This is a genomic window from Streptomyces sp. NBC_00631 (genome assembly GCF_045206895.1).
In the GTDB taxonomy this organism is placed as follows: Bacteria; Actinomycetota; Actinomycetes; order Streptomycetales; family Streptomycetaceae; genus Streptomyces.
In genome coordinates, this window is sequence record NZ_CP107734.1 from 6421895 (window position 1) to 6441436 (window position 19542).

Genomic DNA, 19542 nt, shown 5'->3' on the forward strand with positions numbered 1-19542 from the left:
GCCACGCTCTCCCTCATGGCTCGGGTGCACTTCATCAGCGGCGACGAGGGCGCCCACGACGTCGTGCGCGCCCTCGTCCACACCCTCAGCGCCCCGGAGGGCAGAGGTATCCACGCGGGAGTGGCCCGCCTTCGCTGAACCGTCCGCCCGGCCTCACCTCAGGTGCCGGCCGAAGAACCGGTTCCCGTCGTCCAGCTCGAACCACGGGGTGCCGGTGTGCCCGCCCAGGTTGGCGTGCAGCGTCTTCTCCTTGCTGCCGAAGGCGTCGAACAGGTCCAGGGCCCGCTGCCGGGGATTGCCCTCGTCGTCCCACTGCAGCAGGAGCAGCAGCGGAACGGTGACCTGCCGGGCCTCCTCGCGCTGGGCGCGGGGCACGTAGCCCCCGGCGAAGAAGCCGGCGGCGGAGATGCGCGGTTCGAGCATCGCCAGCCGGACGCCGAGGGCGGTCCACCCGGAGTAGCCGACCGGGCCGCCGATCCCGGGCAGCGCAAGGAGGGCGTCCAGGGTGGTCCGCCACTCCGGGGCCGCGTTCTCGACCAGCGGGCCGATGAACGACTCGAAGATCTCGTCGACCGGCTCGCCGGCCCGCATCGCCCGGCGGAGGTCGGCGCGGGCCTGCTCGTCGGCGGCGGAACGGGGCCGGTCACCGCACCCGGCGGCGTCGATGGTGGCCACCGCGTAGCCGTACGCCGCGGTTTTCCGAGCCCGGGCCACCAGCCGGGCCTCCCTCCTGGGCAGGCCGTTGTTGTGTGCCATCAGGATCAGCGGGGCCGGGGCGGCGGATTCCGGCGTCCACAGGGTGCCGGGGATCTCGCCGAGGGTGAACTCGCGTTCGAGGACGCCGTCGTCGAGACGCTGTTCGGAAGTGAAGTCCATGGTCGTGCCTTTCGGGAGTGCGCGTGAACGGCGCTCCCGGACGACCTATCGCCCGACCGCGACCCCGGAGGGGAGCACCCATGTCGATACTGCGTTCACGGGTACCACCTCCTCATGCTCCGCACGGCCACCGGAAAAGTAACAGTGGCCGCCGCGGACCGCCAACGGCTTTTCCCCGCGACACGGGTCACGGCCACACCAGGCAGCACGGCTGACGCCCCGCCTCATGCAACCGACGGCTGGAGCCCGGCCACGCGTGCAGCGACTTGCTGTCACTGGCGGTGTCAGCTCAGGTCCGACTCGTCGCGGCGGGGTAGGGCGGCGGAGCGGGAGCCGACCAGGAGCAGGCACAGCACCGCGACCCCGGCGACGACGCCTGTGAGGATGAGCAACGGATTGAGGGGACGGGCCGTGGCGGCGGTGGCCTGTGTGTCCACGGTGGTCGGTGCTCCGGTGGCGGCGGTGGCGGGAGAGGACGAGGGGGAGGACCGGTCGTCCGTGGCGGGCGCGGCGGCCTTGCCGCTGTGGCCGGCGTGAGTGGCCGGTGCGGCGGGGGCCGTGGACCGGGGCACGGTGCGCCCGGCGGCCGGGGCGGAGGCGGTGTGCTGATGGGTGGTGGGGTGGACCCTGGGGGCGGGGGCGGGGGCAGCCGCGGGCTTGACGACGAGCACGGCGGTCATGCCGGGGTGCACCGTGCATTCGTAGTCGTACGTCCCCGGTGTGCTGAACGTGTGGCTGAAGACGCCGCCCTTGTTCAGCATCGAGGACTGGAACGAGGCGGGGCCGGAGTCGGTCTTCACGTCGTGCGGGGCCTGGTCCTGGTTGACCCAGGTGACGGTGTCCCCTGCGGTGATGGTGAGGGAGCGGGGGCTGAAGGCGTAGCCGGACATGACGATCCGGTGCGTCGTGGCCGCCTGCGCCGTGGCGGCGGGCAGAACGACGCCCGCTGCCGTGAGGAGCAGGCCGGTCAGGACGGCGCGCAGGGCGTTCCGGGCGGTCGAGGCGGTCAGGCGGGGCATGTGAACTCCGCGGCGACGAGCAGACGGACGCGGTCTGCGGGGCGGGTGCGGGGGAGGGTCAGGCCGGTCGCGCGGTGCAGCGGACGGTACGGCAGGCGGAGGACGCCGAGGACGAGGAGCTCGTCGTCCGTGCGCTCGACGACGCGCAGGGCCAGCACGGCCGGGGTGGGCGGCCCGTCGCGCAGGGCGAGATCGCCGGCCGCTGTCAGCCGGGAACCGTGGTCCTCCGACGCGATGGCCGTGCTGACGAAGGTGAACCGCGCTCCGTGCAGCGGGCGCCCGGTCAGCTCCAGGCTCAGCGCGCAGTGTTCGGGCTCCGGCGTGACGGTGAGGGAGGCGTCCGCGGCGACGAGCCGGCGGCGCAGGGTGACCAGCGGGCCGATCCTGCCGGTCAGTTCGACGATGCAGCGGTCGGGTGCGGCGGTGTAGGCGCCGGGGCGCGGCAACCAGTCGGGGCCGGCCGGTGGCGGGGGCGGGGGCAGAGCGGCGGCGGGCAGGGCTTTGGTGGTCATCTCGGGCACCTCGGTGGGCGGGCGGAGCGACGGGAAGGACAATGGAGGGGTGGCGGGCCGGCCGACTGCGACTCGGCCGGCCCGCCACGCCCTGCCGACCGGGGTCAGCAGGAGTTGGTGACGTAGTCCTCGGTCGGGGCGAGCAGGTGCTCGGCCCACACGGTGTGCATCTTCACGTAGGCGTCCGGGTTGAGGAGGTCCGTGACCTGCTGGCCCAGCGACTCCTCCAGATGGGCGGAGTTGATGTGCTGCAGGAGCACGGTGAGGGTGTCGTCGCCGACGGAACCCACTCCGTTGACGGCCGGAGTGAGGATGGATTCGACCCACACGGTGTGCATCTTGAGGTAGCTGTCGAGCTGGAGTGCGTCCTGGACCTGCTGGCCCGGCGACTCCTCCAGGTGTGCTTTGTCGATGTGCTGGAGGATCGGCAGCAGGACCTGCTGGATGCTGACGCACTGCTCGGAGCCGCCGTCACCGCTTCCGCCGCTGCTCCCGCCGCTGGAGCCGCCCGAGCTGCTGCTTCCGCCGCTGGAACCGCTGCTGGAACCGCCGGAGGTCGAGCCGCCCGTACTGCCCCCTGTGGAACCGCCGGTCGAGCCCCCGGTGGAGCCGCCCGTGGAGCCGCCCGTGGAGCCGCCGGTCGAACCTCCGGTGGAGCCCCCCGTGCTGCCCCCGTTGTCGGCGACCACGGTGATGGAGGCGGTCATGTCGGGGTGGACGGCGCAGTAGTACTCGTAGGTGCCCGCCTTGGTGAAGGTGTACGACCAGCTGTCGCCCTTGTTCAGCGTGCCGGAGTCGAACTTCGCCGGGCCACTGGTGGTGGTGACCGTGTGCGGAACGGAGTCCTCGTTGATCCACTCCACGGTCTGGCCGACCTTGACGGTCAGGGACGGCTGGGCGAACTTGTAGCCCGTGATCTTGATGGTGTAGTCCGCGGCCTTGGCCGCCGTGGTCTTGGCCGTGGTGGACTGGTCCATCGCCATCGAGTGTGCCTCGGCCGCGGGCGCGGCGGTCTGCGGAGCCGCGGCCCTGGCGGATGCCTGTAGCAGGCCGAGGCAGGCGACCGCGGCTACGCCCGCGCCCACGCCGGTGGCCAGCAGTACCCGGCTGCCGACCCGGGAGCGCCGGTGACGCGGCGGGGGAGCAGTGGTGGTGCTGTCAGTGCTGTCAGTGGTGTCAGTGCCCATGGTGGTGCGTCTCCTTGCGAGATGAGGGGCGGAAACAGCGGGTTGTGCGGGGGAATGCCGATCAGCGCCCGGGGGCGGATGTGACCAGCACACTCGTCGCGGCGAGGACGACGAGGACGAGCCCCGTCTCGGCCACGACCGAGTAGACGAAGGGCCGTACGGTGGCGCGGTCGCCACGCAGCAGGACGGCGACGTCCAGCCGGGTTCGCACCCAGGCGCGGCTGCTCTGGGCGATCAGCAGCACCACGGCCAGGACGGCGAGTTTCAGCAGCAGCAGGCGCCCGTACCCGGTGTCGACGAGTGCGCCGAAGGAACCGACGATCTGCCAGGTCAGCACCGACCCGGCCGCCAGGATCGCGGCGACCGACACGCCTGCCAGCGTGGAGTAGCCGGAGACGGCGGCGGACAGCTCCTCCGGGCGGCGGCGGGGCAGCACGCCGAACACCAGGAGGGCCAGGCCGCCCAGCCAGAGCGAGACGCCGAGCAGATGGATCAGGTCGGCGACCTCCCCCCAACCCGGGTGCGTGCCCTCGGCGTTGTGCCCGGTCATGCCCGTCGTGCGCAGCAGGCCCAGGGCGACGGCGAGGAATCCGACGCGCCAGCCCGGGGAACGGGCGGCCCGCTCACCGCCCTGGAGCAGGGCGGCCAGGACGATCGCGGCCAGCACCCACATCAGGACCCGGCAGGCGGCCACGATGCCGATCTCGGAGCCCAGCAGGTCGGTGTAGGTGGCCGACCTGAGCACGTCACCGAGCGTGCCCATGGCCCCGTAGGCGCCCTGCAGCCCCGGCCCGAGCAGGCCCGCCGCGAGTCCGGCCGCCCAGGAGAGGGTGAGGAGCCGGCGGGTACGGCGGTCCTGCGCGCCCTGGGGCCACAGCAGCGCGCAGAAGGCGAGGCCGCCGACGTAGAGGGCGAGCGAGAGGTAGCCGACCCAGCGGGTCACGGTCCAGGCGGTGTACACGGCCTCCGAGGGGCGCGGAGCGGTCTGGACGCCGGTTGCGTCGGCCTTGTCGGCTCCGGACGCGGCGGAGTTCCCGGGCTTCGCCACGAGCGGGAAGGACAGGCTCCCCGACGTGGGATGACCGTCCTCCATGTCATGCACCTGCCATATAAGGGTGAGCCGGTCCTCACCGGTGGTCCTCGGGACGGTCACCTCGACGACATTGCCCTCGGCGTCGCCGTGGGCCGGCCGGGACAGGGTCAGCTGCTTCCGGTCCGCGGTGATGCGGACGTCGGCGAGGTCGACCTGCTCGCTGAAGGTCAGCCGGACCGTGGCGGGAGTGTGCGTGATCCGGGCGCCGTTCTTCGGTGCGGAGGACGTCAGTTCGGTGTGGGCGGAGGCGGCGGGGGCGGCGAACAGCAGGGCCGCGAACGCCAGGAGAGCGGCGAGGGCGAGTCGGGGACCGCGTCGGCCTCTCACGGGAGCACCTCCGACAGCACCGAGGGTGACGGCGCCAGGCCCACGCACACCGACGACGGATCCCTGGTCGAGGGCGACGACGGCGACGGCGATGGTGAGGCGGCCGTGCCGAGCAGGCCGTCCAGCAGGCCGGTGACCTGGCCGACGGTGCCGGTCAACAATGGCTGCAACAGCCGCACCTCGCCCGTCGTGCAGCCGTTGGACGAGGACGGAACCGGGGACGGGGCGGGCGTGGGGGAGGCCGAGGCCGACCCGGAGGGGGCAGGGGTGGGCATCGGCATGCCGCCGGTGGTGCCGGTGGTGCCCGCACCGCCGGTGCCGGGACCGTCGTGAGCGCCGGTGGAGCTGGTGCCGTCGCTCACCGGAAGGACGTAACCGCCGCCTCCTGGCAGGCTGTTGCCTCCCGAGGCTGCGCCCGAGTCCGCACCGGAACCGGAGCCGCTGTCCACCGGACCGGAGCCGCTCGCCGCGGATCCCCCCGAGGGACCGGCCGACGGCGGCGCGGCGGTGTCGACGGTTGTGGGCTGAGGTGTGCCGATGCCGGAGGCGTACCCGAGGACGACGATCACCGCGGCGACGAGCGTCCCTGCGACGATCTCGTCGCGATGGTCTCCCGGCCAGGCCGCTCTGGCGAACAAGGGCATGAGCCCCTCCTGACGCTGTGTGTGTACGGCAGTGACCAGGAGTGCACCAGAGTCGACGATTCCCGTCGGCTACGCGTCAGTTAATCACTCGTTTCCATGCCTCTCATTCGATCAGGTGTGACCTGTGAGGACGGACGTTCCCGCCTCAATGTGCGCATTGCATTCCGTGAAGAAAGCGAAGACACCGTGAATGCGAACACGCTTGGCATTTCTTTCCTTCGCCGAACGGGACTCCGGCGCATCTGCCGTAGAAGGCGGGTGGCGGTCCGGCCGGGTCCCTCGCGAAGGTCTGCGCACTCGCCGCTGCCGGGCGCCAAGGATGCCGAGGAACACCATGCCGGCGGCCGGAGGGCGACCCTGCTCGGGCGACGGACGGGTGGAGGGTGACGTCGTCGCCGGCCTCACGCAGCTGCCGGACGGCCTCGATCACTTGGCCGGGCCGGGGCGGTTTCCATGGTTCGCCCGTCGGACGCTTCCGGTTCGAATTCGAGATCAAGCATCTGCTGCCAGTGCCCTGCGCCCGCCTGGAGCCGCGAACACCACTGAGACCGGAGAGGGTATTGGCAATGAGTGAAATTCACAGGGAAGAATTTTTACGCCCTAAATATGTTCGACGTGGCTGATGCGCGCACCCGAGAAAGGTGGGGAGATCTCTCCTGCCTGGCGCGGCACTACGTCATCACAACGCCGAACCGGGCCACCGTTCTGCGGCTGTTCCCTGCCCATCGGGCTTCCCTCGGGTGCCGGGAGGTGGGGGAGTGCTCTGGGCGTGTGATGCGTCAGCGCACGCCTGCCGCGTCGAGCAGGGTGATCACGGTGGGTGCGATGAGCCCGGTGAGGTTGTCGGCCTGGATTCCCGCGCGGGCACTGGCGCCATCGAAGACCAGGCTGAGCTGCCGGGCCAGCAGCTCGGGATCGCCCGCCCCGCCCTGCGCGGCCTCGGTGCGGAAGAAGGCGGTCAGGTCCGCCTTGACCTGATGGGCGACCCGGCTCGCGGGGTGACTCTGGTCCTTGAGTTCGACCTGCACGGCCAGGTACCGGCAGCCGCGGAACTCGGGGGCGCCGGCCTGTGATTCCACCTGCGCGAAGATGTGCAGGATCCGCTCGCGGGGTGACCGGCCGTCGTCCGCCACAGGCAGGAGGGTTGCCACATAGGCGGAGGCGCGCTCCTTCAGGCTTGCTGCCAGGAGTTCGTCCTTGCTCTCGAACAGCTGGTACATGGAGCGCTTGGACACCCCCGCCGCCTTGCACAGGGCCTCGACGCCGATGTTGACGCCGTCCCGGTAGGTGAGGGTGGCCGCCGCCTCCAGCAGCCGTTGCCTGGGGCTCAGCTTCACTTCGGTGGTCATACCGCGAGGTTAACCCGGAGTGGACGAAATAAAAACCGATCGGTTTTCAGCTGGTTCCGGGCAGAGGCTCGGCGACAGCCTGGGGGAAGGACCGTCGCCGAGCCATGTGGTGTGCGCACCTGTCGTCCCCGGCACGGCGACACACACCGGGGCCACTCCGAGTGATGGCCCCGTCCTGGGTGACCTGCCGCTACGCCGGGACGGCGGTCTTGTCGGGCGTCGTCTCCGCCGGGATGCGGTGCAGTCCCCTGCGGTCGTACCACCTAAGTACGCCGAAGCCGAACAGTGCGGCCGCCGCGAGTCCGGCCGCCATCATGACCCAGCCCCGCGTCAGACCCGCGTCGCCCTGGGCGTCGTAGTAGAGGATCGAGCGGATGCCGCCGGTGATCTGCCGCAGGGGCTCGAACTCGGCGAGGAAGCGGTAGAAGGCGGGCAGTGCCGCGATGGGGGTGGTGGCACCGGCTGTCGGCACCGCCATCCCGATGAAGACGAGCGTGACCACCAGCATGCCGGGTGTGCCGAACACGGCGAGGAGGGTGAGCGCACCGACCCGGAAACCGCGATGGCGCACACCGAGTACAGCCACAGCAGGGGCAGGTGGGCGGCGTCCATGCCCATGATGCCGACCGCGCCGGCCATGACCAGGGTGCCCAACAGCAGGGACAGCCCGGCCATGAGGGTGGTGCTGATGGCGAGGGTCTGGACGCGGGTCGCCCGGATCAGCGGGCGGTGCAGGCGCAGGGGGCCCATGTCGTTGTGGGTGTAGCCGAGGGCGTGGTCGACCTGGCCGCTGAGGACGTTGGCGGAGAGCATGCCGACGACCACGAGGGTGAGCGCGTAGTAGAACGCCGTCAGGCCCAGGCCGCTGTGCGAGTCGAGGGGGTGGCCGTCCTCGACGGTGACGGCGGCAGGGTCGGCCAGCAGGACGCGCGCTGCGACGGGCAGCTTCGCCTGCCCTGCACCGCCCTGCGCGGTCAGCTCCTTGCCCACCTGGAGCGAGGCGTTCTCGGCCGCCGTCGTCGTCGCCGTCCGGGCCAGGCTGGAGCCGATGCTGCCGGCGGACTGGTTGGTCAGCACCGTCAGCGTCGGGCGGAGCGGATTCTGGTCGGCCGTGGTGCCGGTCAGCGCGGTGACGGAGGAGGTGAAGTCGGCGGGTACCACGAGCGCGCCGAACAGCTTGCCCTTGCCGAGCTCCTCCTTCGCCTTCGCCGCGTCCATCACCTTCCAGTCGATCCTGTCCCCGCCCGCGGTGGACTTCTTGATCGACCCGGTGATCTGCGCCCCCAGGTTGACCTGCTTGCCGGCGACAGTGGCCCCCTTGTCGGCGTTGACCAGGCCGACGGGCAGGTGCTTCATGTGGCCGACCGGGTCGATGTTGGCGCCGACGTAGAACACGGTGAACAGCAGCGCCAGGATGCCCGTGATGAGGCCGTTGGCGATCCACAGGGGTTTGGCGCGCACTATGCGGAAGGGATGAAGCCCGCTCATGATTCACTCCGGTCTCGACAACACAGAACGGCGGGCCTCCTGACTCGGCGGGCGCTGCCTGGCGAGCGCTCACAGCTCCATCGAGGCCCCGGCTGCCGAGGTGACGGCACCCAGATCGCACTCGGACGGCCTCCCTGCGGGAAACCGGTCGGTTTCACCACCGTAAACCGATCGGTTTCCACGCGCAAGTCCGAGCGGCGTGCCTCTCCTTCGGGATGTCGGCCAACTTCCTCGCCGATGGTGGCGATCGATCACCCGGCGACCAGGGCCCGGTCCAGCGAGTTCGTCCGGCCGGCAGGGTGTCTGGGAGGCTGTGCGCCTGCCGCCGGGCGCCGATGTCAACGAGACCATGGCTCCTCCTGGCTCACGGCATGCTCATGAACACCCCTGCGGCCATCGGGCTCCCCCGTCGGGTGCCGGGAGGTGAAGGGCGTGACGCCATGGAGGTGCTCCGGTCACCGGAGGTCAGTAGCGGCTTGCCGAGCACATCCGTCGCCGGGACTGGTCGTAAAACGCGATGCTTCAGCGCATGCCCGCCGCATCGAGCAGGACGGTCACAGTGGGGGTGACGAGCCCTGTCGGCGTGTCGGCTTTGATCCCCGCACGGGCACTGGCGCCGTCGAAGACCAGGATCAGCTGCCGGGCCAGCAGATCTGGGTCGCTCGCCCCGCCTTGTTCGGCCTCGGCACGGAAGAAGGCTGTCAGGTTCGCCTTGACCCGGTGCGCCACCCGGCTTGCGGGGTGGCTCTGATCCTTGAGCTCGATCTGCACGGCCAGGTATCGACAGCCCTGGAAGTCGGGCGCACCCGCCTGCGACGCCAGCTGGTCGAAGACGTGCAGGATCCGCTCGCGGGGTGACCGGCCGTCGTCCGCTGCGGGCAGGAGTGTCGCCACGTAGGCGGAGGTGCGTTCCTCCAGGCTCGCCGCCAGCAGTTCGCCTTTGCTCTCGAACAGCTGGTACATGGAACGCTTCGAAACCCCCGCCGCCTTGCACAGCGCGTCGACGCCGATGCCGACGCCGTCTCGGTAGGTGAGTGTGGCCGCCGCCTCCAGCAGCCGCTCTCGGGGACTTGGCTTCGCCTCGGTGGTCATATTCCGAGGTTAACTCGATTCCGGCCGATTGAAAACCGATCGGTTTACGGTGCTTGCCGGGGCGCTCTTCGAGCCGCCCACATTCAGCCCACACCGCGGGTGCCCGCTACCTGCGGTGATCAGTTTGCTGAAGATCGCGCGGTACGAGGTGGGCCCCATCCTGGAGATGCTCCTGGCTCCCTTCGCCGATTTGTGCCTTGAGAACACCAACCACCGCAGGCAGCAGGGCATTTCTCGCTGTCCACTCGTGGGGATCGACCGCATGTCCTCGGTGGACTCGGGTTCAGTGGGCGATCACGGGTTCGCCCTCCGACGGCGCCAGAGGCGCGTTCGGTATCAGGATCGCTGCGAGCACCGCACCGACCACGAAGAACCCGGCGCCCCATGCCAGGGTGGCCGTGTAGCCCTCGACCCCGGCCTGCGCCGCGGTCGGTGCGCCCGGCTTGTGCGAGGAAAGCCCCGGTGAAGCCGGGAGTCAGTCGGGGCGCGTCGAACTCGCGCGGTGGGCTTGCGCCTGGAAACCGATCGGTTTACCGTGGTGGAAACCGATCGGTTCCCTCGTTGTGCGGAGGCCGCCATGGTCCTCGTCGGCGACCTGGTCGGCCGCTACGCCCAGTTGGCCGAGTAAGCCCCTGCACACAGAGAGAGACGGCGACATGCCCACCCAGCACTCACGTCCCACGATTCGCATTCCGGGGACCACCAGCCACACCCTCGCCCCTCGTGCAGGCCGCGGCGGCGAGGGGACGCTGCGCTATCTCAAGGCCGGCACAGGTGCCCCCCTGGTCCTGCTGCACACCGTGCGCACCCAGGCCGAGCACTTCCGTCTCCTCGTCCCACTGATCGCGGACCACTACACCGTCCACGCCCTCGACCTGCCGGGCATGGGCTACTCCGAGATCGTGCCCGGCGCGTCCTACGACGAGCCGGCCATGCGTGCGGGCGTCGAGCGGCTCCTCACCGAACTCGACCTCCACGACGTGACGTTGGTCGGTGAGTCGATGGGGGCGGTGCTGGCCCTGACCACCGCCGCCGATCTGCCGGAGCGGGTACGGCGCGTCGTCGCGGTCAACGCGTACGACTTCCGCGACGGGATCGCCCGCTCCAGCCTCCTCGCCCGCGTCGTGGTCAGCGGCGCCCTGATGCCCGGAGTGGGCAAGTTGATCGCCGGTGTGGAACCCAAGCCCGCCCTCCGCGCGATCCTGCACGGCGGACTCGGCGACAAGAGCGCTTTGCGGGCGGACTACGTGGACGAACTCCTCCAGGTGGGCAGGCGCCCCGGCTACCCGGCCGTCGCCCGAGCCGTGTACCAGGCCCTGCCCAGTCTCATCGCGGCCCGCTCGCGCTACCCCGAGGTCAAGGCGCCCGTCCACCTCGTCTACGGCGAGAACGACTGGTCCCGCCCCTCCGACCGGGAAGCCAACAAGCAACTGCTGCCCGCCGCCGACTTCACGCAGGTCCCGAAGGCCGGCCACTTCATCGCACTGGAACGGCCCGACGTACTGGCCGGCCTGTTGAACGCGGCGGCCTGACCGCCCCGAGAGAGCCGTGGCCACCCCCGCTCGGGTGTGGTGCGTCCCGGGGACCAGGTTCGACCATGTCGCGTGACAGCGCCGTGGCGCGCAGCAGCACATGCCGGAGATGCGGATCGAGTTCGTTGTTCCGGCGGAGATGCGTGACGGCACCGTGCTGTGCGCGGACGTCTGTCGCCCCGGCGGTACGGAGCCGTGGCCGGTGCTGCTGAGCCGGCGGTGCGTGCGTCCGCCATCACCGTCAAGCGGGCTGCTCAGCTCAAGCAGCACCCCCCACAGCGACCCCAGTGAACAGCGACGCGCAGAGGGTTCAGGCTCCGCGCGGGGGACCTCCGGCTGGACGGGTTCAGCTCGGGGCAGGCCGCGTCCGAGTCTCCGCCCGCGGCGGCTCACCTTCCGGATCGTCATCAGTGACGGCCCCGCGGTGAGCCGCTCGGAGGCCGGCGTTGTTCGGGAAGATCTCGATCTTCACGCCGACTGCGCGCCGGTGCCGATCTGCTGGATGAGCTTGAGCATTTCTTCGACGTGGTAGATCTCGGTGATCTTGCCGTCCACGACGCGCATGATGTCCTGGCCGTCGATATCGACCGGGTTGCCGCTGGCGGCGAACCCGAAGGCATCTCCGTGTGGGTCGTGGTCATCCGCCAGTGGAGGACCACCCAGCCGCCGGGAAGCTCCTGCTGGAACAGGATCCGGTGCTGCGTGCCGGTGAATCCGTCGCGGACCGCGGCGATCAGTGCTCGCATCCCGTCGATGCCCGAAGGGGCGCCGGCGGCGGGGTTGTGGTCGATCACGGCCGGGGCGAACACCTCGTCCGCCCCGGCGACGTCGCCGGTGTCGTAGAGCTCCAGCTCGCGCGCGGCGACCCGCAACGCGGTGGTCGTGGCGGAGCGCACCATCTCGCTCGCGGTGTTGGCCGTACTGAACGCAGGTATGAGGTCCTCCGTGGTACGTGGCGTGGGCTGTTCCAGCAACAGGGCCCTGACGGAACCAGTTGCTTCAAATGAACTAATGGAGGGAGCACGAGTGATCCGGATCAATGGGCTGTAGCCCGTCGGCCGTTGGCGGCCAGCGTTTACAACTTGCCCGTCCTGAAATCCGCGCTGCTCTTGAGGACGGCGGAGTCCATACTCCAGTTCTCCGGCTGGACTCGCTCCCAGAGACTCCCCTTGCCGAGTTCCCTGCCCAGCCGGTCTTCTCGGCGGAACCACTCCTCCGCGCTTCTGATCCTGGTGGGGTGAATTTCGTCGAGCAGAGCGTAGTCCCTCGTGATGATTCCGTGTTTCCACACGTTCCAGAAGCCCGTGAAGTTGTCTCGGAAGCTCATGGTGCTCTTGTCGTCGGGATCAGCGTTGTATCCGGCGGGGTGATCAGCGATCCCCTTCAGGTCCGGACTGTTCCAATACGTGTCCAGATCGGTGTCGATGTACTGTGCCGGATGTCCGGTGACCTTCTCGAACGCCGCAGCCATATCTGTGTAGGTCATGTGCTCGATGGCGACTTCGAGGTCCATGCCGTTGGCCCGTTCCGGATGGTCGAAGAGCCAGCGGACATAGAATCCGCAGTCTTCGAGGGCGACATGCGGTACGGATCCCTCGCCGAGCGGGACTCGCCAGGTGACGACACCGTCCTCAATGCCGGGCGTCATAGGCGTGAGCGGCGAGATCACCATCTCGATGTAGGGGCCCGACGTGAAGACCGCCGCTCCCATCCGGTCCCTGTTCTCGTTGTTCTGGAACAGTACCCATTCGGCCATGCGCCCCTTGCCGTCGTAGTGGCCGGTACGGAACCGGGAGTCGTAGCCTGACTTCTTCAGGGCATAGTCGAGGTTTCCGTAGACGAAGAACTTGATTCCCTCTTCGATCGCCAGCTCGTAACTGCGGATAGCCCAGTACGTCTCGGTCTTCTCGCCGGTGTTGAATCCGTCGATGTTGATGAACGCCCCGTCACAGCCGCGAAAACCCTCGCGCAGCACGTCCTCGTCGGCGAATGACCCTTCGAGGACGGAGACGTTGCCGAGGGCGAGGAGGGCCTGGGCCCGGGCGGAGGTGGCATCCCGGGTGAGGACCCGGACGGAATACTTCTTGTCGGCGACGAGAGCGCGGACGATGGGTATTCCTTGGGCCCCCGTGCCGCCTATGACGAAGATGGTGGAGGTGTCGTGAGAAGGCATGGTTTTCGACTCCAGGGTTGAATGAGGGTGGCGCGGAGCCCGCGCTCCACAGAGGCGCTCGAGTCAGACCGTCGCGTGCACCAGGTCGGCCACCACCTCGGGCCGCTCCAGTGCGATGAAGTGGTCCGCTCCCGGCACCTGCGTGAAGTCGGCGGCGGGAAGCAACCTCTTGTTGGCTTCCCGGTCGGAGGGGCGGGACCAGTCGTTCTCGCCGTAGACGAGGTGGACGGGCGCCTTGACCTCGGGGTAGCGCGAGCGGGCCGCGATGAGACTGGGCATGTTCCGGTACAGAGCTCGGGCGACGGTGGGGAAGCCGGGGCGCCTGCCCGACTGGAGGAGTTCGTCCAGATAGTCCTCCCGGAAAGCGGCCTTGTCGCCGACACCGCCCTGGAGGATCCTGCGCAGGACGGGCCTGGGCTCCTGCGCGGCGATCAACTTGCCCACCCCCGGAGCGATGATCCCGCCGATCACCACGCGGGCGAGGAGACTGGAGCGGGCGATCCCGTCGCGGTAGTCGTACGGGTTCACCGCGACGACGCGCCGTACCCGCTCCGGCAGATCGGCCGCGGTGGTCAGGGCGAGCACTCCCCCCAGGGATTCCCCGACCAACGTCACGTCGTGGAGGTCGAGTTCGGTGAGGAGCCGCTCGACGCCCGCGCGCAGCGCCGGCTCGTCGTAGGACGCGCCGGGCACGATCTCGGAGTAGCCCATGCCCGGCAGGTCGAGGGCGTAGACGGTGTAGTGGTCCGCGATCAGTGGGACGAGGAGACGGAAGTGCTCGGCCTGGGTGCGCAGAGTGTGCAGCAGGACCAGGGGGGCACCATTGCCCGCCTTGAGATGGCGCAGCGTCCCCTCGCGGCCGCGGCGCCCCGCGCGGGGGGCGAGGGTGTGGCTGGTGGTCCCCGGAATGCGAATCGTGGGACGCGGGTCCTGGGCGGGCATGTCGCCGTCTCTCTCTGTGTACAGCGGCTTACTTGGCCAACTGGGCGTAGAGGTCGGCCAGTTCGCCGGCGAGGCCCGCCTTGACCTGGCGGGAGACGTCGTCGGCGAGGACCTCGTACGCGCCGGTCTCGATGCCGTCGAGTGCGAGTGCGGCGACGTCACGGGCATCGGACTTGGGTGCGTCGACGCCTGCGGTCAGGTCGGTGTCGACGTAGCCGACGTGCAGTCCGGTGACGGTGATGCCGCGCGGCTCAAGTTCCAGGCGCAGGGAGTTGGTCTGTGACCACAGGGCGGCCTTGGACGCGCTGTAGGAGCCGCCGAGCGCGATCCAGGAGAGCACGGAGTGCACGTTGAGGAGGTGGCCGCCGCCGTTGCGCTCGATGACCGGCACGAAGGCCCGGGTGAGAAGCAGCGGGCCGTAGAAGTTGGTCTCGAATTCGCGGCGGACGTCGTCGACCGGGGAGCCGAGGAAGGACGCGCCGACCGAGGCGCCGGCGTTGTTGATCAGCACCGTGACGTCCTGTGCCCGTGCGGCGGCCGCGGCCACGGAGGCCGGGTCGGTGACCTCCAGGGCCACCGGGACGGCGTCGGGGTGCGTCACGCTGCGCGGATCACGGGCCGTGGCGTAGACCTTCCCGGCACCGCGCGCGTAGAGCTCCTCCACCAGCGCCTTGCCGATGCCACGGCTGCCGCCGGTGACGAAGACGTGTGCGCCCTTCAATGCGGTCATGACTGCCTCCACAGAATGGTAAACCGATCGGTTTTCCCCAACGGTAAACCGATCGGTTTCAAGGTGCAAGTCCAAGCGGGGACGACTCGCGGGTCTCAATGGGTGCGCGCTGCCGCCGTCCGGCAAGCCGCTGCAACGCCGGCGGGGCCGACGCTGCGACGGGAGTGAAGTCGCTTGACCGGATGCTGCCTCCGCTTTACGGTGGGATCACTGCGGAGGTGGCCTCCGTTTTATCGGGGTGCCAGGGTCGCGCGAGCCAGGAGAGCGTATGGGTGCCAGTGGACAGCAGGGGCGCAGGCCTCGTGCGGATGTCCAGCGCAACCGTGCCGCCCTCCTGGAAGCGGCGCAGTGTCACTTCCTGAAGTACGGGGTCGGTACGTCCCTGGAGGCGGTGGCCAAGGAGGCGGGTGTGGGCCCCGGCACCCTGTACCGGCACTTCCCCACCCGGGAAGCGCTGCTGGCGGCCGTGCTGCAGACGCGCTCCGAAGAACTGGTGGCGCGCCAGGAGGAGATCGCGCGGCTCGGCGACGCCGACGAGGCGCTGGAGCAGTGGTTGCGCGCGCTGGAGGAGTACTTCAGCGCGTTCAGCGGACTGCCGGAGCCGCTCATGGCCGCGGCCAGGGCGCATGATCCGGACAACCCGCTCACGCTCCCCTGCGACACCGTCATCACCGCCACCGAGGAGTACGTGCGTGCCGCCCAGCGGGCGGGGCGTGTGCGCGAGTCGGTGCAGGGGTACGACCTGTTCCTCGCGGCCATCTCCGTCGCCTGGCTCAAGGGCGCCGGTGCCGCGGAGGAGGAGTCGCTGGACCGCGTTCGCGCGCTCGTCGTCGCCGGCTACCGCGAACGGAACACCGAGGCGTAAGCCCCTGCTGGGCGATCACGGAGCGTCCAGGGATCTGCGGACTCCGGACGGAGTCCCGCGCCCTTCTTCCACCGTCCCACAGTGATCACATCCCGCCGCCCTGGGGCGGTGCTTCTTCCGAAAGGACAATTCATGAAAATCTCTGTTATCGGTGCCGGAGCAATCGGCGGCAACCTCGCTCGCAAGCTCGGCGAAGCCGGTCACGACGTCCAGGTGGCCGACGCCCGCGGGCCCGAGGCCGTCGCGCCCGACGTGCTGGGAACCGGCGCCCGCGCCGTGGCGCTTGAGGACGCCGTCAAGGACAGGAACGCCGTAATCCTGGCCATTCCCTTCGGAGTGGCGGGACAGCTGGCCGATCTGTTCGCTTCCGTCCCCGCCGAGACGGTGGTCATCGACACCTCCAACTACTACCCGCACCTCAACGGGTGGATCGAGGCAGTGGAGGACGGTGTGGTGGAGAGCGTGTACACCTCCGAACTCCTGGGGCGCCCCGTGGTCAAGGCATGGAACGCCGCCCTGGCCGAAACCCAGCGAACGAAGGGTGTCCCGGCGGGCACTCCTGGCCGCATCGCCATCCCGGTCGCCGGCGATTCCGAGGAAGCGAAGCGCGTGGCCATGCGTCTGGTGGACGACACCGGATTCGACCCCTACGACGCGGGAGCACTGGCCGACTCCTGGCGTCAGCAGCCGATGGGCCCCGCCTACTGCACGGAGCTGACCCTGGATGAGCTGCCGGCAGCCCTGGCCGCGGCCGATCGCGTCAAGGACGCGGCTGTCCGGGAGAGCATGGCGGAGCGCTTCGCCGCCCTCGGTGCCGATCCCACTCTGGAGGACGTCGTCGAGATGAACCGCGCCGCCCACAGGTGACCACGCCTTTCGTCGGCCCGCGGCGCACACCCCGTACGAGAAGCCCCCGACAACTCCTCTCGCACGGAGCGCCGGGGCCGGGTTCCACGGCACGCCGGCTCTCGACCGATGTGCCCTGGCCCCCTGACGGCCCATCCCGGCACATGACAGGGGCGGGGTCCGAAAACCCCGCATACCAAGCAACAGGGCTGGTGCACCGCCTCATGCAGCCGTGGCTGAAGTCCTACCACTCGTGCAGTGATTGGTGGCGGGAGCGCGCTGACCTGGGGTTTCGCAGGAGAATGCGTGTTGACCTGGGGAAACTCCTCTCGGTGGTTCTCACAGGTCAACGCCGTTTCCCTGGCTCACCTTCATCACCCTCATGGTCCGCCGAATCACCCGCCCTCCCCGGTCACCCCGCACGTCACCGCATCCTGTCGAGCCGCTGAAAGCAGCCGACAAGCCCAAGCCCATACGCATCCGGATGCAGCAGCCACTGACGATCCGGCTGGCCCCCGCCACCTTGCGCTGACCTCGGGTTACCTTTCGCTCGCTGGCAGCAGCGCGGAGCGGTCCGGGCACGGCACTCGCGCGGCCGGGCACGCTGCCGCCCCATTCCTGCGACCGCCGGTGGCGGGTCATCGAGCGGTGAGGACGCGCGCCCACGGTTCATCGATGTCGGCCAGACCCAGCACGGCGACCACGTTGTCGAGCATTCCGGCGCCGAACCATCGCCGCACGGCGTCGTCGTCGCCCAGCAGCTGCCGCACGGTGTCGACCTGCTTGGCGTAGCACCGGCGCACGGCCTGTGCCACCAGCGGTTCGCCGACGGCACAGTTCGCGTGCATGAGGAAACGCAGGATGCTCCGGTCCGCGACGAGCGCGGCGTAGGCGCCGCGCGCGGCATCCAACGCCGCCTCGGGAGCCAAACCCGCCCCACCCGACGCCGGCGAGTGCGCGAGCAGGGTCTCGGTCATGACGACGGACACGTGGTCCACCGCGGCCGCGAACAGTGCTTCCTTGTTCGGGTACAGGCGGTAGAGATACGGCTGAGAGATACCGACCCACTCTGCGATCTCGTGCGTCGTCGTACCGTAGAAACCCTTTTGCGCGAAGCAGTCGACCGCGGCGGCCATGATGGCCCGACGGCGTTCGTCGCTCTTCGTGCTGGTACCGGCGGCAGGCATGGGCGTCAGTCAAACACGGCTCCCCTCAGCCCCCAAAAGTCACGCTGCGCTCAGAGCCGGACGGCACGTCGGAGGGCGTGAGCGCCTCGATCGCCACCAGCGGGTTCCAGTAGTCCAGGTAGTGGGTGATGCGCGCGTCGTCGTCGGTCCGGACGACGGAGATGCACGTCTGCTCGTACGGCTTGCCGGTCGGCAGCGCCGTGCCCTTCGAACGGAATTCAGCGATCACCAGACTCGGATCGACCGTGTCGTGGAACACCAGGTCGACGAACTCCACGTCGAAGGTCTCGGGAAAGTTGCTCATGTGCGCGACCAGCGCGTCTCGCCCCGTCACCCGCTGGGGCACGCCGGCCGGCGCGTACGGGAACTCAAGCACCGCGTCCGGGGCGAACAGCTCCACCCATTCGTCGACGCGTCCTGCCGCGGTAAGGCGCAGGTGCTCGGCCAGGGCGTGCTGGGCAGCGGCGCGGCGGTTGGCATCGTCTTCATTGACCGTAATCGCGACTCCTATGTTAGTGGTCGACCTATAACCTACCGCGCCGACAGCCGTTGCGGGTAGTCGAGCAGGAGGGACGCCAGGAGATCCGGATCCGGTTCACCTGGAGGACGGCGTCCAGAAAACGCCCCACAGGCGGCTGGCGACGGCCCGGCACCATCGGCACCCGTCACGCAGCGTCACGGATCATCGGGTCGTGCCACAGCTTCTGAACTGGCGACGCAGGTATCCGAACCAGGCATGGAAGTATGCGGCGCTCAACGCGGCTTCGGGAGCGAAGAGGTCCCAGGCGTGATAAGCACCGGGGTACAGGTGCAGTTCGACGGGGACGCCGTTTGCCTGGAGCCGCGTCGCATAGCTCAGGTCCTCGTCGCGGAAGACGTCGAGTTCGGCGACTGCCATGAACGTCGGTGGCAACCCGGTGAGTTCCGTCGCGCGTGCGGGTGCGCAGTACGGCGGCACGTCGTCGGTGCCTGCGCGGTCTCCGAGGATCGAGGTCCAGGCCAGGATGTTGGTCGCGCGGTCCCAGATGCCGATGTCGGTGATCTCGTGGCTCGAAGCGGTTGTGTTGCGGTCATCGAGCATCGGGTAGCTCAGCGCCTGGAAGAGGGGCGCCGGCTCGCCCTGGTCGCGGATCATGAGCGCTGTGGCTGCGGTGATGCCCCCGCCGCCGCTCTGTCCTGCCAGGGCGACGCGGCTGTCGTCGATGTCGAGCGCGGCTGCCTCGCGGCGAAGCCAGCGGTAGGCGAGCAGTCCGTCCTCCGCGGCGGCCGGGGCGGGAGCCTCCGGCGCGAGCCGGTAGTCGACCGAGGCGACGACACAGCCGACCTCCAGGCACAGGCGCTTGAGGTTGGGATCGTCTTGGGCCGCGTACCCGAGGACCTGGCCGCCGCCGTGGAACCAGAGCAGCACTGGGAGGGGCCCGGCTTCCGCGGTGGGCCGCAGCAGCCGGATGGAGAGGGTGGATCCGTCCGGGCGGGGCACCTCGGCCTGTTCGACCGACACGGACGGCTCATCAGGCATCTGAGCCGCGATCGCCTCGGCGAAAGCGCGGACGCCGGCTCGCGTGCCCTCCAGGTCGCTGAGATCGAACACCCCCGCCGGCGTCATCGGCACCGACTTCAGGGCCTCGGCGAGTTCGGGATCGATCCGCTCGCGTGCCTCTTTTACGTTCATGTCATTCG

At 69.6% G+C, this 19542-nt stretch carries 18 protein-coding genes and 2 pseudogenes; 4 read left to right on the forward strand and 16 right to left on the reverse strand.

Annotated features, from left to right (window positions below; translation table 11 throughout):
- The first annotated feature begins 15 nt into the window (after nt 1–15).
- The gene (locus OHB00_RS29445) at nt 16–138 is read left to right on the forward strand and encodes a hypothetical protein (protein WP_406439107.1); all 123 of its coding nucleotides are present in this window, start codon (nt 16–18) and stop codon (nt 136–138) included.
- Between the two features lie 15 nt (nt 139–153).
- Here the strand turns inward: OHB00_RS29445 and OHB00_RS29450 are convergent, their stop codons facing one another.
- From OHB00_RS29450 to OHB00_RS29490, 9 genes and pseudogenes are all read right to left on the reverse strand, one after another.
- Nucleotides 154–876: a dienelactone hydrolase family protein gene (locus OHB00_RS29450; RefSeq protein ID WP_406439109.1), complete on the reverse strand. Its 723-nt coding sequence runs from the start codon at nt 874–876 to the stop codon at nt 154–156.
- Nucleotides 877–1160: 284 nt separating this feature from the next.
- Nucleotides 1161–1895, reverse strand: a complete 735-nt coding sequence (locus OHB00_RS29455; protein WP_406439111.1) for a plastocyanin/azurin family copper-binding protein — start codon at nt 1893–1895, stop codon at nt 1161–1163.
- Nucleotides 1883–2407 (reverse strand): hypothetical protein, encoded by a 525-nt coding sequence (locus OHB00_RS29460; protein WP_406439113.1) that lies wholly within the window; start codon nt 2405–2407, stop codon nt 1883–1885. Before OHB00_RS29460 ends, OHB00_RS29455 begins: the two co-directional genes overlap by 13 nt.
- A 104-nt stretch (nt 2408–2511) precedes the next feature.
- Nucleotides 2512–3594, reverse strand: a complete 1083-nt coding sequence (locus tag OHB00_RS29465; protein WP_406439115.1) for a plastocyanin/azurin family copper-binding protein — start codon at nt 3592–3594, stop codon at nt 2512–2514.
- Nucleotides 3595–3655: 61 nt separating this feature from the next.
- Complete coding sequence (locus OHB00_RS29470) at nt 3656–5014, reverse strand: copper resistance protein CopC (RefSeq protein WP_406439117.1); 1359 nt, start codon at nt 5012–5014, stop codon at nt 3656–3658.
- The gene (locus tag OHB00_RS29475) at nt 5011–5658 is read right to left on the reverse strand and encodes a hypothetical protein (protein WP_406439119.1); all 648 of its coding nucleotides are present in this window, start codon (nt 5656–5658) and stop codon (nt 5011–5013) included. Before OHB00_RS29475 ends, OHB00_RS29470 begins: the two co-directional genes overlap by 4 nt.
- 779 nt (nt 5659–6437) lie before the next feature.
- A complete protein-coding gene (locus OHB00_RS29480; protein ID WP_406439121.1) occupies nt 6438–7007 on the reverse strand; it encodes a TetR/AcrR family transcriptional regulator in 570 nt (189 codons plus the stop codon).
- 190 nt (nt 7008–7197) lie between these two features.
- Nucleotides 7198–8495, reverse strand: a pseudogene (locus OHB00_RS29485) (DUF3533 domain-containing protein).
- A 522-nt stretch (nt 8496–9017) separates the two neighbouring features.
- A complete protein-coding gene (locus OHB00_RS29490; protein WP_406439123.1) occupies nt 9018–9587 on the reverse strand; it encodes a TetR/AcrR family transcriptional regulator in 570 nt (189 codons plus the stop codon).
- A 656-nt stretch (nt 9588–10243) separates the two neighbouring features.
- On the opposite strand from OHB00_RS29490, the gene OHB00_RS29495 reads away from it, so the two are divergent.
- Nucleotides 10244–11119: an alpha/beta fold hydrolase gene (locus OHB00_RS29495; RefSeq protein ID WP_406439125.1), complete on the forward strand. Its 876-nt coding sequence runs from the start codon at nt 10244–10246 to the stop codon at nt 11117–11119.
- A gap of 599 nt (nt 11120–11718) precedes the next feature.
- On the opposite strand, the pseudogene OHB00_RS29500 reads toward OHB00_RS29495, so the two are convergent.
- The 4 genes and pseudogenes from OHB00_RS29500 to OHB00_RS29515 all read right to left on the reverse strand — a co-directional run.
- Nucleotides 11719–12018 (reverse strand): annotated as a pseudogene (locus tag OHB00_RS29500) (nuclear transport factor 2 family protein); the annotation flags it as partial.
- A 176-nt stretch (nt 12019–12194) separates the two neighbouring features.
- Nucleotides 12195–13292, reverse strand: coding sequence for an NmrA family NAD(P)-binding protein (locus OHB00_RS29505; RefSeq protein ID WP_406439127.1), 1098 nt, complete (start codon nt 13290–13292; stop codon nt 12195–12197).
- A gap of 63 nt (nt 13293–13355) precedes the next feature.
- The gene (locus OHB00_RS29510; protein ID WP_406439129.1) at nt 13356–14234 is read right to left on the reverse strand and encodes an alpha/beta fold hydrolase; all 879 of its coding nucleotides are present in this window, start codon (nt 14232–14234) and stop codon (nt 13356–13358) included.
- A gap of 28 nt (nt 14235–14262) precedes the next feature.
- Complete coding sequence (locus OHB00_RS29515; protein WP_406439131.1) at nt 14263–14964, reverse strand: SDR family oxidoreductase; 702 nt, start codon at nt 14962–14964, stop codon at nt 14263–14265.
- Nucleotides 14965–15232: 268 nt separating this feature from the next.
- Between OHB00_RS29515 and OHB00_RS29520 the strand changes: the two genes are divergently transcribed.
- On the forward strand, nt 15233–15829 hold the full coding sequence (locus OHB00_RS29520) for a TetR/AcrR family transcriptional regulator (RefSeq protein WP_406439133.1): 597 nt from the start codon (nt 15233–15235) through the stop codon (nt 15827–15829).
- A gap of 132 nt (nt 15830–15961) precedes the next feature.
- Nucleotides 15962–16696, forward strand: coding sequence for an NADPH-dependent F420 reductase (locus tag OHB00_RS29525; RefSeq protein WP_406439135.1), 735 nt, complete (start codon nt 15962–15964; stop codon nt 16694–16696).
- 617 nt (nt 16697–17313) lie between these two features.
- On the opposite strand, the gene OHB00_RS29530 is transcribed toward OHB00_RS29525, so the two are convergent.
- The 3 genes from OHB00_RS29530 to OHB00_RS29540 form a co-directional block, all read right to left on the reverse strand.
- Nucleotides 17314–17862, reverse strand: a complete 549-nt coding sequence (locus tag OHB00_RS29530; RefSeq protein ID WP_406439137.1) for a TetR/AcrR family transcriptional regulator — start codon at nt 17860–17862, stop codon at nt 17314–17316.
- A gap of 25 nt (nt 17863–17887) precedes the next feature.
- Nucleotides 17888–18373, reverse strand: a complete 486-nt coding sequence (locus OHB00_RS29535; RefSeq protein WP_406446036.1) for a nuclear transport factor 2 family protein — start codon at nt 18371–18373, stop codon at nt 17888–17890.
- A 171-nt stretch (nt 18374–18544) separates the two neighbouring features.
- Nucleotides 18545–19534: an alpha/beta hydrolase gene (locus tag OHB00_RS29540; RefSeq protein WP_406439139.1), complete on the reverse strand. Its 990-nt coding sequence runs from the start codon at nt 19532–19534 to the stop codon at nt 18545–18547.
- Nucleotides 19535–19542: the final 8 nt, after the last annotated feature.